This is a genomic window from Virgibacillus salarius (genome assembly GCF_039521925.1).
In the GTDB taxonomy this organism is placed as follows: Bacteria; Bacillota; Bacilli; order Bacillales; family Amphibacillaceae; genus Virgibacillus; species Virgibacillus salarius.
The window spans coordinates 1-16,379 of the sequence record NZ_BAAACY010000023.1 but is presented as its reverse complement, the minus strand read 5'-3'; the positions used below and the strand labels follow the sequence as shown (position 1 = coordinate 16,379).

Annotated in this window: 13 protein-coding genes and 1 riboswitch; of the genes, 2 read left to right on the top strand and 11 right to left on the bottom strand. The window is 37.5% G+C overall.

Translation table 11 applies throughout. The features are described 5' to 3' along the window. Positions 1–546 precede the first annotated feature (546 nt). The 5 genes from ABDZ84_RS04325 to ABDZ84_RS04305 form a co-directional block, all read right to left on the bottom strand. On the bottom strand, positions 547–1,527 hold the full coding sequence (locus ABDZ84_RS04325; protein WP_026680714.1) for a zinc-binding dehydrogenase: 981 nt from the start codon (positions 1,525–1,527) through the stop codon (positions 547–549). 40 nt (positions 1,528–1,567) lie between these two features. Next, the gene (locus tag ABDZ84_RS04320) at positions 1,568–2,515 is read right to left on the bottom strand and encodes an ArsA family ATPase (RefSeq protein WP_121605021.1); all 948 of its coding nucleotides are present in this window, start codon (positions 2,513–2,515) and stop codon (positions 1,568–1,570) included. 22 nt (positions 2,516–2,537) lie between these two features. Further along, complete coding sequence (locus ABDZ84_RS04315; RefSeq protein ID WP_121605020.1) at positions 2,538–2,795, bottom strand: cory-CC-star protein; 258 nt, start codon at positions 2,793–2,795, stop codon at positions 2,538–2,540. Positions 2,796–3,184: 389 nt separating this feature from the next. Further along, positions 3,185–4,921, bottom strand: coding sequence for a carbon starvation CstA family protein (locus ABDZ84_RS04310; RefSeq protein ID WP_166530397.1), 1,737 nt, complete (start codon positions 4,919–4,921; stop codon positions 3,185–3,187). A 372-nt stretch (positions 4,922–5,293) separates the two neighbouring features. Next, positions 5,294–6,724 (bottom strand): hypothetical protein, encoded by a 1,431-nt coding sequence (locus ABDZ84_RS04305; protein ID WP_343780292.1) that lies wholly within the window; start codon positions 6,722–6,724, stop codon positions 5,294–5,296. Between the two features lie 112 nt (positions 6,725–6,836). On the opposite strand from ABDZ84_RS04305, the gene ABDZ84_RS04300 reads away from it, so the two are divergent. Next, complete coding sequence (locus ABDZ84_RS04300; protein WP_026680709.1) at positions 6,837–7,187, top strand: YflT domain-containing protein; 351 nt, start codon at positions 6,837–6,839, stop codon at positions 7,185–7,187. Positions 7,188–7,698: 511 nt separating this feature from the next. On the opposite strand, the gene thiT is transcribed toward ABDZ84_RS04300, so the two are convergent. The 3 genes from thiT to ABDZ84_RS04285 form a co-directional block, all read right to left on the bottom strand. Further along, positions 7,699–8,268, bottom strand: coding sequence for an energy-coupled thiamine transporter ThiT (thiT, locus tag ABDZ84_RS04295; protein ID WP_026680708.1), 570 nt, complete (start codon positions 8,266–8,268; stop codon positions 7,699–7,701). Between the two features lie 109 nt (positions 8,269–8,377). After that, positions 8,378–8,479: riboswitch (TPP riboswitch) on the bottom strand. A gap of 259 nt (positions 8,480–8,738) precedes the next feature. Then, a complete protein-coding gene (locus tag ABDZ84_RS04290; protein WP_026680707.1) occupies positions 8,739–10,523 on the bottom strand; it encodes a M3 family oligoendopeptidase in 1,785 nt (594 codons plus the stop codon). A gap of 142 nt (positions 10,524–10,665) precedes the next feature. Further along, positions 10,666–10,923 (bottom strand): phage holin, encoded by a 258-nt coding sequence (locus ABDZ84_RS04285; RefSeq protein ID WP_121605015.1) that lies wholly within the window; start codon positions 10,921–10,923, stop codon positions 10,666–10,668. A gap of 270 nt (positions 10,924–11,193) precedes the next feature. Here ABDZ84_RS04285 and ABDZ84_RS04280 point away from each other — a divergent pair, with 270 nt between their 5' ends. Beyond that, complete coding sequence (locus ABDZ84_RS04280) at positions 11,194–11,730, top strand: YceI family protein (RefSeq protein ID WP_343780288.1); 537 nt, start codon at positions 11,194–11,196, stop codon at positions 11,728–11,730. A gap of 415 nt (positions 11,731–12,145) precedes the next feature. Here the strand turns inward: ABDZ84_RS04280 and ABDZ84_RS04275 are convergent, their stop codons facing one another. From ABDZ84_RS04275 to ABDZ84_RS04265, 3 genes are all read right to left on the bottom strand, one after another. After that, entirely contained in the window at positions 12,146–14,173 is a 2,028-nt protein-coding gene (locus ABDZ84_RS04275; RefSeq protein WP_321134567.1) for an iron ABC transporter permease, read from the bottom strand. 4 nt (positions 14,174–14,177) lie between these two features. Beyond that, a complete protein-coding gene (locus ABDZ84_RS04270; protein WP_026680703.1) occupies positions 14,178–15,176 on the bottom strand; it encodes an ABC transporter substrate-binding protein in 999 nt (332 codons plus the stop codon). Positions 15,177–15,339: 163 nt separating this feature from the next. Beyond that, positions 15,340–16,203 (bottom strand): VanW family protein, encoded by an 864-nt coding sequence (locus ABDZ84_RS04265; protein ID WP_026680702.1) that lies wholly within the window; start codon positions 16,201–16,203, stop codon positions 15,340–15,342. Positions 16,204–16,379 lie beyond the last annotated feature (176 nt).

The following is a 16,379-nucleotide window of genomic DNA, read 5'->3' as shown; positions in this document are numbered from 1 at the left end:
CACTTTACCCATTGTAAAAAAAGTCAACCTATTACTTATGACAAGAATTGTTGCACCTTCTCATAGCGGATACTAATTACGTAGACTCCTGCAGGAATTGCGCGAGCCGAAAATCCACTTTGCAACGTGTTCTTCTTTGCAAAGTTAGTTAAGGCCGTGCCCGCGGAAAGCGAAGTAATTAGTCGGAGCATTGCCAATATACATCAAACATTTCAAAATAACTACTTGGCTTAACGCAGTCATTGCACTGATTTTATACTTTCTTAACTTAGAACAAAAGCGCAAGCGCTCGAATAGAAACGTAGCGACTTGGGCGAGTCAACAGATATAAAGAAATCACGGTGTGCTTGCGAGACGATGATGACTTAGATTAGGGCGGTAATTCGTAAAGCCGCCTCGTTTCTGGCGCTGGAGCTAGACGTGCTCAACACACCCATTTATCCACATGGGCTAAATTTATAAATTCCTTCATTTCCTAGACTATTAAAAAACAGGCTCGCAGCATATTGCAAGCCTGTTTTTTAATAGTTACGATTTATTCCCTATTTACGTAAGGTTAATCGCTATTTTACCAAACTGCTTGTTTTCCTCTAAATGATCAAACGCCTTTTGAATATTTGACAATGAGAACGTGCTATCTACGATTGGGTGTACATTATATTGCACAATATGATTAAGCATAGCACGAAGCTCCTCTCTACTCCCCATCGTCGAACCTAGTAATTGATATTGACCATAAAAGAATTCCCGCAAATTCAGATGAATCATGTCTTCTGTAGTTGCTCCAAAAACTACCATTCTCCCTCCTTTTCTTAATACTTCTAATGAACGTTGAAAGGTTGCCCGTCCAACACTATCTATAACAAGGTCAACCGTTTCATCGGCTAAAGCCTCCGTCCAATTAACATCATTACTGAGCGTAATATCTGCTCCCAATGCTTTTGCCTGCTGTAATTTCTTTTCACTTCGAGACGTTACAATAACCTTTGCTCCCATATTCTTTGCAAAGGAAATAATAAATGTTGATACGCCACTACCAGCCCCCGTAATAAATATAGTTTCGCCTTTCTTTATTTGTCCCTTTGTGACTAATGCGCGATATCCTGTTAATCCAGAAAGCGCTAAAACGCCGGCTTCTTCCCAGGAAAGATGTTGTGGCTTGTCTTCTAATTGCGCTGCGTCTATGGCAATCTTTTCAGCGAACGTACCATGATCAGGCATACCTAAAATGTCAAATCCCTGAGGTGGAGCGTCACTATTAGCCTCCCATCGTAATGCAGGATTGATAATAACCTCATCACCTGGTTGAAAATGGTCTACTTCATCACCTACCTGCTCAACTATACCTGCTCCATCTGATCCTAATATTAAAGGCTCTTTCTTTCCTTTTCTTCGGTTAGGAATATACAAATCACGGCGGTTTAATCCTGCTGTTTTTAAAGAAACTACTACCTCAGTGCCTTTTGGGACTGGGACACTCATTTCACGTATTAACAGTTTTTCATCTTCATGTACAAAACCCTTCATCATTAGTCGCTTCTCCCCTTCTACACATGTATTACCATTGCTAGCTAAATAGTAAATCGTGCTTTTGATAGTATGAACCAAATAATTCTAGTTGCTGTATATCTATAATATCATGAGAAAATAACGGAACATAGATCTTTTCCTGGCTAGGAAATGTACATTCGATCTGATGTACATACTTTTGCTCATATTCCTTACGTTGTATCAAAAATTCACCATCAGCTTGCTCTGGTAACAATTTATTTATGATTAATGTTTTCACATGTAAATGATATTTTTCAAGTAATTGAATTGCTTTCTTTGTTTCCACAATCGGTAGCCGCTCCGGGTTGAGAACAAATATAAAGCTTGTATTAGCTTGATCTAAAAGCAGTTCTCTAGCCTTAGAAAAACGCTTCTGTCGTTGGCTAAGTACATCATATATTGGATCTTCGACAGGATCGCCATCATTTAAAAGCTGACTATAATTCTGATTTGTTTTCCTCCTTCGCTGTAATAATCCATCTATCCAAATGCCCATAAGTTCAGGAAGGGTAAGAAGTCGTATGGTATGACCAGTAGGTGCTGTGTCAACTATTAAATGATCATAATGATCCTGTTCATCAATAATTATAGAAATAAGTTTGTTAAATAACGCTGATTCATCTGCACCAGGAGAAGCTTTAGCTGTATCTAATTGCCGATTCACTTCTTCAATCATCCCAGCATGCATCATCTTTTTAATATTTTCCTTTACACCCATTATATAGTTGTTCGTTTCTTTTTCAGGATCAATTTCGATAGCAGATAATAATCTAGTGATTTGGGTTATTTGCCCGCCAATTTCCCGTTTGAAAATATCTCCTAGATTATGAGCAGGGTCTGTAGAAATGAGCAAAGTTTTCTTGTTTAATCTTGCAGCTTCCCATGCAAGTGCTGCTGCAGATGTAGATTTACCCACTCCCCCTTTTCCGCCAATAAATACAATCTTATTTAGTAACGTTGCCATTTGAATCTCCTTTTGATTTTTATTAACAGCACCGAATACCGGATAAAGGTGATTTTTCCATCCCCATTCGCAAATGCCAATCATGAAAATTCTCCACTATGTACGGATAGAGTTCTAATGTATAATAGTAGACTGGATTAGGAATGCCAATCATTTCTGAATATAGTAGTAAGAGAAACACATCATCTTCTTGCCTAAGTTCTCGGGCGATTTCTTGACGATGGGGCATGCTAATCATTTCCTCATACCATTGAATGCACCGCTTCCAATGTTTAAACATGTAATCACTCCTTCACCGAAAAAGGGGCTGTCAAAAAGTGAAACTTCAATCAGTGGAGGTTTTGTTTATCCCCCACGAATGGGATCAGTACCACAAGGGTATGACCTAAAGACCTTTGAAGCCATCGGACATTTACTGGCAGTCAATCCCTCACTTACCTATGTTGTTTTTACTTGATTGCTTGAAGTGGGGGTCTTACTGCCAGTTATATGTGGGATAAAAACTAGCCCTTTTCCAACATGACTGAATTGTATTCCCTTCTAACTGCTAGGCTCTCCTGCAATCTCTCTTCAGAGGATTCACACACACACGCTCACGCTTCCAACAGATGTCTCGTATATTCCAGTTACTTTAATCTAGGCGATTTTTTATAGAAGACACGCCCTTCATTAATTGTCATCATCCAATGGTTTCCCATCGTTTCCTCTCAATACAGAGAATGCAGTTATACTTATCCAAAGTGCAAATATAAAGATAATTGCACCAAAAATAAATAATAATATATCAGGAGATGAGCCTAACCACGACCATTCAAATAAAACCTGCTGGAACATCGCATAAAGTGTCATAAACATTAAGAACACCATTGGTATGAATACAACTGCATAGTTTCGCCCTAATCGTTTCAACCAAACTGCGATAAGCATCAAACTAATCCCTGCCAGTAACTGATTGGCTGTACCAAATAGTGGCCAAAGTTGATAACCTCCAGACCCAAATCCTTTCGGACCTTCTGGTAATAATACAAGCGCAGCACTCGATGCAACTGCCACAGTTGTTGCCACATGTGTCCGTGTTAACACTGGAAGATTATACTCACTACCTAATTCAGCAATGATGTAACGCATGAGTCGAACAGAAGTATCTAAAGTCGTAGCTGCGAAACTAACGACAATAATCGATACAATCGTAACTGCTACATCTGGAGGAATGGCAAGTCCCCCTGCCAGAACAGCGGCCCCTTCAACAAAGGTAGCAAGTCCAGAAGCATTGGCATCAGAGAAGCTGCTATAGGTAGCCATAAATTCATCGGTACTAGCAAAAAAAGTAGCAACAGCAATAATCGATACTAATGCTAATATTCCTTCACCTACTGCTCCTAAGTAGCCTACAAATCTTGCATCTGTTTCCCTATTCAATTGCTTTGACGATGTTCCTGATGAAACAAGTCCATGAAACCCTGAAATAGCCCCGCATGCTATCGTAATAAATAATAAGGGAAGCCAAGGTGTATCCGGGTTAGCATTCGTAGCTGGAGCAGTTATTTCTGGATTTGTAAATAATAATCCTAAGTAAAGAATTCCTAGTCCCACTACAAGCTGATGTGAATTAATAAAATCTCGTGGCTGTAATAATTTCCAAACCGGAAGTGTTGAGGCAATATAGACATAAATCATCAAAATGACGATCCAAATCAGAAATGCCGAAGAAACCGCTCCTAAACCAAATAAACCAGCTCCAGCTTCACCACCCATATAATGAACGAGATCAATTTGAAGAAATTCTACCTTACTAGCAACAATTGCAGTTAAATACATAATTGCTAATGCTAACACGGATGGAATAAGCATTTTTCTGTTTCGTTTATATACAGCATAACCGATCCAGATAGCTAATGGGATTTGAATAAATACAGGAAGCACACTTGCTGGGTAAGATATAAATAAATTTGAAATTACCCATGCAAATACCGCATTGACCATTAACACTAGAATTAAAATGATAAATAAAAACAGTATCTTCGCTCGTTGACCAATTAAACGATGTGCTAATGTACCTACAGATTGACCTTTATTTCGCACTGACAAGACCAATGTTCCAAAATCATGCACACCCGCAGCAAATACAGTTCCAAGTATTACCCACAGGAAAGCTGGCAGCCATCCCCAATAAACGGCAATTGCCGGACCCAATATTGGTGCAGCACCAGCAACCGAAGTAAAATGATGCCCCCATAGTACGAATTTATTTGTAGGAACAAAGTCCACTCCATCACTGTAACGATGTGCTGGTGTCACATAGGTTGGATCAAGTTTAAAAATTTTTTCCGCTACAAAACGCGAATAGTAGCGATAACCTAATGCAAAAACGATCATACCTATTAATGCAACTAAAATACCTGACACTTCTTTATCCCTCCCTTTATCAAATAAAGACCCGTCCAATTTTAGCACGTAATTTTTTAAAGACGTATCTGTATGAGAATATGTGAATACGCTTTATTTTAGTACTGTCTTTCTGCTTTTACATGATTCATTGACCCTTATGTATGGTTTAAAAGGTAATCCCTTATTTATACAGGAAGGATATTTAATAAGGGACCACCTTTTTATTTGAGTCCATTCATACAATTTATAAAACGTGAAACTTCAATCCGTGGGGAGGTTGTTTATCCCCTACTGATTGTTAGGTGAACCAATCGGACATTTACTGGCAGTTGCCCCCCCACTTATCCATTTGGTTTCACCTTATTGCTTGAAGTGAGGGCTTACTGCCAGTTATATGCGGGATAAAATAACTACCGCTACAATTGTTGTAATGACTAATCCTACGATAACAGGTATAAAGTTTTTACGTACTAATTCCATTACCGATACACCACAAAAACCAGCGATAGCGATTAAAGAAGACCATGCAACGAGCGTACCACCACCAGTCCATATCGAACCCATTTGCCCTATTGCTGCAAGGGTGGTTGCATCAATGGAACCGTTTTGTAATGATGCCGCTAGAGAACCAGTAAGTGGAAGCCCTGAAAAACCAGAGCCATCAAGCCCTGTAATAATACCAATAAGCAAAACGCTGAATCCGGCTAACAATGCACTTTGTGGAAGATATTCCTGAGTCGATTGAACGAGATCAAATAGGAATGCAGGTGAACGCTCCTCCATACCTAAAATAGCTCCTGCAAAGTCTGAACTACCTAAAAAGAAAAATCCAGCAATTGGAATAACCGGACCCATTGCCTTAAAAGCAAAAACAAATCCATCTGTTATATGTGTTGTTATATAATCGAGCGCATGCTGCCTACGAAATGCAATGGTTGATAATAATAGCAAGATAACTGCAACACCACCAATAAATGCTGCTCCATCTCCTCCTTCTAATCCGCTCATTCTTCCTGTATTAAGCTTTTCATAAACCATGTAGCTAACGACGCCAGTTAATGCCAGAGGAACAAGAATAGCAAATAATTTACTCCATACACGTAGTTCATTCGTATGTTGACTTTGTGTATACTCCTTTGTTGTTTGAATGTTTTCAAGTTCTATGTTGTTTCGCACATCCTCCTTCGATCGAATTGTTTTTCGATACATTATATAAGCAAGCATAATAGCAATACCACCTGTTATAAGTGACAAAATAAGTGCTTGATCGGCAACCACAGCTGTTTCTACTCCTGCTGAGGTAGCAGATAAATTGGGGGCAACTTGCACAATATAATCAGAGGAAAGTGCCATTCCTTGACCAGCTATTGCTATTGCTACTGCAGCCGTAATTGCTGGTAGACCTGCTCGGATTGCAGCGGGTACCAAAAGCGCACATATTAGGGGTACTGCTGGTGTTGGCCAAAAGAATAGAGATATCAAATAGGTAGCAATAACTAAAACAAAATAAGATATATGACCATTTACCATTATTTTTTGTATTGGCTGAATCATTCGTTTATCTGCACCTAAATCACGTAATGAATTTAATAACGCGAGCATAAAGGTGATGATTAAAAAAATACTAAATAGTTCTTGTGCTGCTACAAGATTTGCATGAAATATTGCGGTAAATCCAGCAATTAGACTACCTTTATAAACCCACGCAATAATAAATGTACCAAATAACGTTGGTAATACGATCCCCTTCCGCATGACCATTGTGCCTATAATTAGTAAGGTAAACAAACCATATAAAATATGGGATATTGAAAGCTCCACGCCAACCTCTTCCTCTCCAATGGATGTGCTATAGCCTATGCAATTCGTACATGTTTAGTTCTTCTAGCGTTGGGTATGATAATAATGAAAGATTGATAAGGAGGTAATTTTAATGAAACCATTTATAAAAGAATATACAAATGATCAGCAATTAAAGGAAGCTATTCAAATACTAAAGGATAAAGGTATTCATAAAGAAGATGTGTATGTTTTATCCCATGATGATGATCGAACAAACCGAATAGCTGATGGTGCGGATGCGAATACCATAGGAATAAGGGAAATGGATATTGGACATGCCGTTGGTAATCTTTTTAGTACACAAGGTGATGAACTAAGAACGAAATTAACCGAAATAGGATTCTCTCAAGCAGAAGCTGAAAACTATGAGGAAGATATGGATGAAGGAAAAGTACTCTTGATTGTAACTAACCATGAGGAAGTTAATAGGTATTTACAATAAAAGCATAAATCTCTACTATACAGTAGTTTTTCATAATTAAACGTTTTAATCTGTCAGTAAGAAAAAGATAACTTGCTTATGATAGGCAAGTTATCAATGCTGTTTCACCAATTCTAATTGGGTGAAGCAGCTTTTCTCATAGTCTAGGAAGAAAATATAAAATTTACCCATTTGGATAAATAGGGGCGTGTTGAGCCGCGTCCAGCTCCAGCGCCCAGAAACGATGTGACTTCACAATCGCCCGCCCTACGAGCTGACTAGCTCCAGTCGCTACGTTTCTAATGCGCTTTTGTTATGAAATAAAGATAATAAAGAGCTTGGGAAAAAACAAAATATTTCTTACTCTGAATAATCATTTTATCAGTCTCGATAATAATTGCCGCAATTGATTAAGCTTGATTTCACCTCTCACTATAACTCTAAACTACTAAATAGAAAATAGTGGGCAAAATCCTCGAGTCAATAACTACCCACTAATCTTCGTATATTTATTATGAGGAAAACTCCTAGATTAAGCGGACATACGTAATAGTGTACGTGGTTGTTTTTGAAATAAAAAGAACACAAGAACCGTACTTAATATAAAGCCAGGTAACATGTACGACCCGTTATATAGCAACGAGTATAACCATACAGGCTGACCTTCTGGCGCAAATTCACCAAAGAATACAATCCCTCCAGTGAAATGGGCTAAAAAGCGTAAAGCTGATCCTAAAAACACGCCTACAGCAATATAATATAGGCTTGTTTTCGTTTTTCCTTCTTTAACTGCTGCTTGGACAGGTTTTGCAAAAATTCCTGCAAAACCTAATACGGTAAACGCAACAATATAATCTAAGAACCCTTGTAGGGGTACGAAGACTGTTGGCCCAAATAATAATTGTAATCCTCCCAACAGCAATCCAGCTAATAAACCGCCCTTGACCCCCCAGCGAAATGCGACAATAAAAATCGGTATCATCGCAAAGGATATGGAGCCACCTTGAGCCCAAACCTTAAATGATAAAAATGGTATAAAATCCAATAAAAATGCAAAAGCTGCAAAAATGGCTACTTCTACTAAAAATAATGTGCGCCTCATATCTTTCTCCTCCCCTTTTTTATGCAGTTAAGTAACTTATCCATACAAAAAAAGCAATGCCAAGGGGAAGACTTCCTGATGGGGAATCTGCTCACATTACTTTTCTGTCCATCAAAAAAGCCACCATCCCTACGCTAGTACTAACTAACAGGTTCAAAGGGTAAGAACAGTTATGTTCACTCTCAGCCAATTGGCTCCCCCTGTAGGCTTCTAACTTATATTTGCTTCTTTTGTCTTACTGTTTAGTGAAACTTCAATCAGTGGGGGTTTTTGTTTATACCTCTGATTGAGAGATAAACTAATCAGACATTTACCGGCAGTCGATTCCCCCACTTACCAATAATGGTTTCACTTTATTCCTTGAAGTGGGGTTCTTACTATCAGTTACATGTGGAATAAATAAGAAACTACTTTTCACTGCCTATTTACTACAAGTATTGTACATGACATATCGTAAAAACACAACAGCGTTACAACGAAAGATATTCGTCAACATCATTGACACATAATTGAATAGCAGCTTCCCAGAATTCAGGCTTAGTTAAATCTGTATCCAAATGTTTTTTAGCAAGATCCTCTACGTTCATGCGACCAGTATCCCTTAAAAGCGAAATATATGCATCTTCAAAACTATCTTCGTTTTCTTGTGCTTTTGCATAGATACCTAGACTGAAAAGATAACCAAATGTATAAGGGAAATTGTAAAATGGCACCCTTGTTATGTGAAAATGTAATTTAGATGCCCAAAAATTAGGATCATACTCCGATAATGCATCACAATATGCCTCTTTCTGTGCTTCTATCATCAAATCGTTTAATCTTTTCACTGGCACTAATCCTTGTTTCCTTTCTTCATAAAAACGCCTTTCAAAGATAAAACGGGAATGTATATTCATAAAAAAAGCAATGCTCCGCTGAATCTTATCCTCTAATAAACTTTTCTTTTCCGCAATCGAACGTGCGCTTTTTACCGACGCATCTGCAACAACCATTTCAGCAAATGTTGACGCTGTTTCAGCAACATTCATTGCATACCGTTGATTAAGTCCATTTACATCATTCATTACATGTTGATGATAAGCATGCCCTAACTCATGAGCTAACGTTGCAATATTAGATGAAGTACCTGAATAAGTCATAAAAATGCGTGTTTGCTTACTATCAGGGAAACTTGTACAAAATCCTCCCGGACGCTTATTTGGACGATCCTCAGCCTCAATCCACCTATTTTCAAAGGCCATTTTCGCAAAATCAGCCATTTGGGGACTAAACTGATTAAAATGTTCGACAATAAAGTCAGCCCCTTCTTCAAACGACGAAGTCTTAACCACTTTGTTTACTGGTGCTCCAACATCATAAATACTTAGTTTGTTAAGTCCAAGTAGTTTGGCCTTGTTCATAAGATACTCTACAAAGGGATGCTTATATTTTTTTATTGCAGTCCACATCGCATCTAATGTTTCTTTTCTCATACGGTTCAAAGCCAATGGTTCTTGCAAAACTTCATTCCAATTTCTATGCTTATATGTTTGTAAACGAAAGCCAGCTAGGTGGTTTAATGTTTGACCAAATAAACTAGCGTTATTCTTCCAAGCTTTATCTAGCTGTTGAAACACTTGCTTACGATATGAACGGTTTGGGTGTGTTAGTTTATTTGTAGCCTGCCCAATAGAATAGCTTTTCGTTTCCCCATCCTCTACCATATCTACACTCATATTTCCTATAATCACATCGTACATTTGTCCCCAAGCGTGATATCCATCAATTGCCAGATCATTGATAAGAACCTCTTGATCTCGCACCAATTGTTCTTTTGCATGATTTCTAAACTCTTCTAACACATATGCTACATCAACTAAATCCTCACTTTTTACAAGTTGGTCCCATACTATGTCAGGAATGTCGACTAGTTTTTGTTCAAATGTCGTTTGAATCGTATCCATTTCGGCTTTTATTTCATGGCGTCTACTGACTAATAAATTTGCTTTCTCGTCTTTAAGATTCTGTGCACTTAAACAGCTTATAAAAGCAAATGCTTCTCTTACTTTCTTCATCGTTGCTTCCAATTGTTTAATAAGTAACACTAATGTTTCTTTATCTCCGTCTCGTTGCTTAGGAGAAAAGTAAGATACCGTGTTAAAAAGGTTTTTCATTTCTTCCTGTGTGGATTGTAAATATGTATGAAATGCTTTTGAGTCACTACCTCCGGGAAAAATCACGTCTAGATCCCATGTAGGATGTAACGTCTGTTCCATTAAATCGCCCCTCTATTTAAAATTAAATTAATCACCCTAACTACATATTATAACAAAAATAAGAATATTTTCATTAGAAAAACAATTGTTCTAATAATCTCATGTAATACAGTGGGAAGGATATTCCCACTGCTACATTAACTTAACTTTTCTTTTTTCTTTTACTTGCTGATGTTAGCCCATTTTCCTTAATTAGCTGCTTTTGCTTCATCCCTATACTTGTAACGTAATTATTCTTAAACCACGCTATTAATGAGGTAACGATTGTAAAAATTGCTGATACTGTGTTCTCAAGCAGTTCACTATCTATTGGTAATGGCGACCTTCCAAAAATAACTAAAAATTGATTTGTTAAGGCAATTACGAGTGCGATGGTTCTAGCTATTGTCCCTTTATCCATTTTAATCCCCCCTCCAACGATGGACGTTTTTCATCCATTAAGATTTTTTAACATATCTACCTACTATTAGTATTTTCATTTATTCCTTTATTTGGAACGGCTTTAGAGTAAATCACGCTATAGTCTACATCGTGTTTTATCTTTATCTATTAGGGAAAACCAGTACTGAAATAGGTTCTAAAATTGTTACTTGACAACATTAATTTATTATTTTATACTAAGTTACATAAAGTAATTAAAGTGATAAATTTAATAATTGGAGAGATTTACATGGGTAAAACTGTTTGGAATATAGACACTGTTCATAGTGAGATTGGTTTTTCAGTAAAACATATGATGATTTCAAAGGCAAAAGGTTCATTTAATAATTTTAATGCGGTATTTGAAGCTGATGTGGATGATTTAACAGGTTCTAAGCTGGAAGTTACCATTGATGTAGGTAGTATTGATACGCGTAATAAGGATCGTGACGATCACTTACGTTCAGCTGACTTTTTCGATGTTGAAAACCACCCAAATATAACATTTGTTGCAACCGACATCCATAAAAAGTCTGGAAATAATTATGAAATTACAGGTGATTTAGCGATTCGTGGAACGAAAAAACTAGTAACGCTAAATGTTGTTATGGAAGGTCAAAGTAAAGATCCAATGAGTGGTAATATTGTTGCGGGCTTTAGCGGAGAAACTACCATTAATCGTAAGGATTTTGGTCTAACATGGAACGCAGCATTAGAAACAGGTGGCGTCCTAGTTGGTGAAGATGTAAAAATTCACTTTGAGATAGAAGCACATAAGCAAGCATAGTAGTCTGAAGCAGTACCTTCAACAAGAAAGTACAATGGCTGTCGTTAAAATGTCTCGACAGCCATTTTTTATGCAGAATATATTCACTACATTAATTTGTTAAGGAGATTTGGACTTTTTTCGATAGGAAGCGAGTGATTTTAGCCCGACATTGGCAGAACAAAAGTGCAAGCGACTGGAGCGAGTCAACGAAGATAAAGGAATTACGGTGAGCTTGCGAGCCGATGATAACTTAGCTTAGGGCTATCTGTGAAGTCGCATCGTTTATGGGCGCTTGCGCTTGACGCAGCTCTACACGCTCATTTATCCATATGGGCTAATTTTATAATTTCTTAGACTATAAAAAAAGGCTTGTAAAGAAACAAAGGGATTTCTTTACAAGCTCCTGCTTCAACAAGAAGTATAGATCTTTTTTTTAAGAAGCTCTTTTCTTCATAAGCCATAAGAAATATGGTGCGCCGATAATTGCCACCAAAATGCCTGAAGGAATCTCATTTGGAGCTAACAACGTCCTGCTTAATAAATCTGCAATGACAAGTAAAAGTCCTCCTATAAGCATGGTAACTGGTAACAATCGTGTATTAGAAGGACCTACTAACAACCTCGCAAAATGAGGAGCAATTAGCCCAAGAAAACCAATTGTACCAGTTGCTGCAACACTGCAAGCAGCTAAAATAGTAGCGATTAACGCTAATTGAAATCGGGATGACGTCACTCCAAGACCTAATCCTTTTGCTGTTTCATCCCCAAGTGCTAGAGTGTCTAACAAACGGATTCGCACTAGAAGCAGCGGGAATAATAAGACGATTGGCCAAATAAGATAACGAAATAACTCTACCCAACCCTTCGCATAGGTTGATCCTGATAACCACGTCAATGCACCTGCCACACCTAATTCTGCTCGAACGACAAGAATTTGAATAATTGCCGAACCAAAAGCTGAAATACCAATACCTAATAAAGCTAAGATCGTCGGTTGGAATTGAGCACGGATTGCAAATAACATTACGAAAATAAAGAATACTAAAGAACCAATCATAGCTCCCACAGGTATCCATATTGCTGATACACCAAAGACATACATCGTCAATAGAGCACCTACACCCGCTCCAGAAGTTATTCCAATTACAGACGGATCAGCTAACGGATTTCTGAGAACACCTTGAAAAATTAATCCACTAACTGCTAATACCATTCCACTAGCTAAAGCCACCAAAGCACGTGGCAATCGTAAATCAAGAATTAAATTTTTCATGAATTCATTTTCCCCAGCAAATAAAGCCTGGAATGATACAATTGGTTCAAAACCATAATTTCCAGAAGCTAAACTAACTAGGATACCTAAAGTGATCAACCCGATTAACACAGGTAGTAAAATTTTCATGGAAATACCAATAGTAGACTTCCCTGGAATAATAGAAGTTGAATCACCACTGTAGTTTGTTTGTTTCATACGAAATACTAAATAAATTAACCACGGTGCACCTATTAAAGCTGTTATAGCCCCCACAGGGAGTTCTGAAAACGATGGATCGATTACACGGGCCACGACATCTGCCGCCAGCAAGACATTCCCACCCCAAATAAATGAGGCAATGAATAATGGGATATGCCTACGATAACCAATCAATTTAACGATATGTGGCGCGATTAAACCAACGAATCCAATCGGCCCAACTACGCTTACAGTTACTGACGTTAATAAAACGGCTGCTAAAATGGAAATAAACTTCACTGTCACTACCTTTTGCCCTAATGAGGTTGCCACGTCATCTCCTAAGGAAAGCGTATCTAATCTCATACTAACTAGTGCAATTCCTAATAAACCAACTATTATAATGGGCAATGAAAATTGAACCCCGTCCCAACCATTTTGAACCAACGTCCCTGATCCCCATAGAAATAAGCCGGCTGTTTCATTTTCATAAAACAATTGCAATACACTTGTTAGAGAAGAAAATAAAAAGGTAACGATCATGCCAGCCAATACCATTCGTACAGGTGTTGCACTATTCCCTCCGGATAAGACATAAACAATTAAAAAGGTAATTATACCACCGATAAAGGCAACGATCATACCTCCCCCAAACAAAGCACCAGGTAAAAAGACAGTTGCCACAACGACTGAAAAATATGTTCCAGAGTGTATACCTAAAGTGCTGGCGGATGCTAAAGGATTCTTCGTTACTGTTTGTAAAACAACCCCAGCAACAGCTAAGGCTCCTCCAGCAATAACTCCCATAGCTGCACGTGGTAGCCGGAGATAACGAACGGTATGATGTTCTAAAATATCCTGAGGAGAAAAAATAGCTTCTATCACTGTATGTAAAGGAATCGATACACTACCTTGATTAATATGTAAGAACGTTAGGATACATAAAAGTGCGGCTCCTCCTCCAAAGGTAAGAACCGCTCTCATCGTATTTTTAAAAGATGTATTCATGCTATCACTCTTTTACCATCGCATTGACTAACTGTTCTGTTAGTACTTGAGTAGAAAGAACACCACCAAAAGTCCATGTATTTCCAGGAAGTGCATGTGTATTACCTGCTTTTACAAAGCTTAAATCTTCCCATACTGGATTTCCTTTAAGCTGATTCTCAAAAATATTATCCTCTTCTTGAACAATATATAGGAATTGAAGATTCTCTTCATCTTGATAATTCTGTAATGCTTCTACTGTCACTTCGCTATAACCATATGTTTCTATATTATCTGATTGATAAGCATTCGTAAATCCTAAATTCTCCATTACATTTGCAACAATGGAATTATCCGTGAATAGTCTCATTGTCGGTGTGTTTTGTGCAGTAAATGCTTGAGTTGCAATATAAGATGAACCATCAATGCCCGCTTCTGTTATACGTTGCTTTTGCTCCTCCGTAAAGCTTTCAAGATTTGATATTACTTGCTCGGCTTCTTTTTCTTTATTAACAATTTTAGCGACGGTCTGAAATTCGTTAATCATGTTTTGATAATGATCCTGTACAGCTTCTTCACTATATGGTGCAAACGTAACTACTGGTGCAATCTCTTTTAAACTATCTAAAATTTGTTCATGTCTAAATTTAACACCGATTATTAGATCCGGATTTAATCTGGAAATCGCTTCGAGATTCGGCTCCTGACGTGTCCCAACATCGACTACACTATCATCGAATTTTTCATCGATATTAACCCATTGATGAAATCCGTCCAAATCAGCCACACCTGCTGGCTGTATACCTAATGCCACTAGGTCTTCAGCATAGGACCATTCAAGTACAACAATATTTTTAGGTGTTTCTTTAAGGGTTTGTTCACCTAAACCATCTTCAATTGTAATTGTTTGCGCGTCAGATGTAGAATCTCCGTTTTTTTCTTCTTGCTCCTTATTAGAAGAATCATTACACGCAACTAGCAAACTTATCAAAAATAGCAATAAGATAATTGCAAGCTTCTTCAACTAGATCACTCCTCTAAATCATCTATGTAGACTTGGTTTAGTAAATGATAATGATTATCAATTTCGTTCTAATCATATATGATGCTTCCAGGTATGTCAAGGTGTTTTGAAAGGCATGATCTAGCTAAAATCTTGGAGATCATTTCTTTTGCTATTCATCACACTAACTACCTGTAAAATTCTCTACTGTATCTGATGAAGTTATACGTACTAACATTTTTCCATTACTAGCATGAGCTCGAATCAATACCGGTTCATTGTACATATTCTTGAAAGAGAAATCTGGTCCCCACCAACTAACCGTTGCATCTCTACCTGGGGGAACATAGGGAACGCTTCGACTGTGTGCATATCTTTCAACGATTTGAATACCTTTTAAATCGACCGCATTGAACAGTGTTGATGAAACTTGACATATTCCTCCACCAATATCTTCTGATAATTCACCTTTTACTATAACAGGGGCACGTTTATATCCTCTACTTTTGGTACGTTCACCTACGACTTTATTAAATGAAAACATCTCTCCAGGAAATACAACGTGATTATCTATTGCCTCAGCTGCTAGAGCAATATTATGTGACCTTTCTTCATTACCCTTTTTATAAAAGGTAACATAATTCCCCAATTCCTTTGTACGTATATTTTCTAATAGGGCTTTATCCACTCTTGGATACACTTTCTCTACAGGAATATGGAATCCGTCTGCTTTATCGTCATAAAACGTTTTTTTAAATTGAATGTAAAATTGATCTTCATCAATTGTTATACCAGGTTTTTCTAAAATAATGTTACCACTCTTTGCTATGGTCGCATTTTTTGGTGCTTTATAGATTTTTTTCTTTAAGTCATCAACCAATTGATGCAATTTATTTTCATCAATAAATAGAGGATCAATCTGATTAAGTGCATATTGATCCACTTCTACTTTTTCTAAACGTATCGCTTTATGTTCAGCTATTTCAGTAGCAAAAACAGTATTTGTCCAAATAACGATGAAACTGATACAAAGTAACAATGCTCTCATGACATGACCTCCTCCCTTTAGTATGAGAAAGTCATAATCATGTCATTCGATAAAATTACAAATGATTAGAAAAACGGAGCAAAATTCGCTCAGTCCTTATCACTAAATGCTCAGATTTACGCTTCCTCTAGTAGCTATTATGGAATAATAGCTACTGCTTAACCACCACTCCGGCT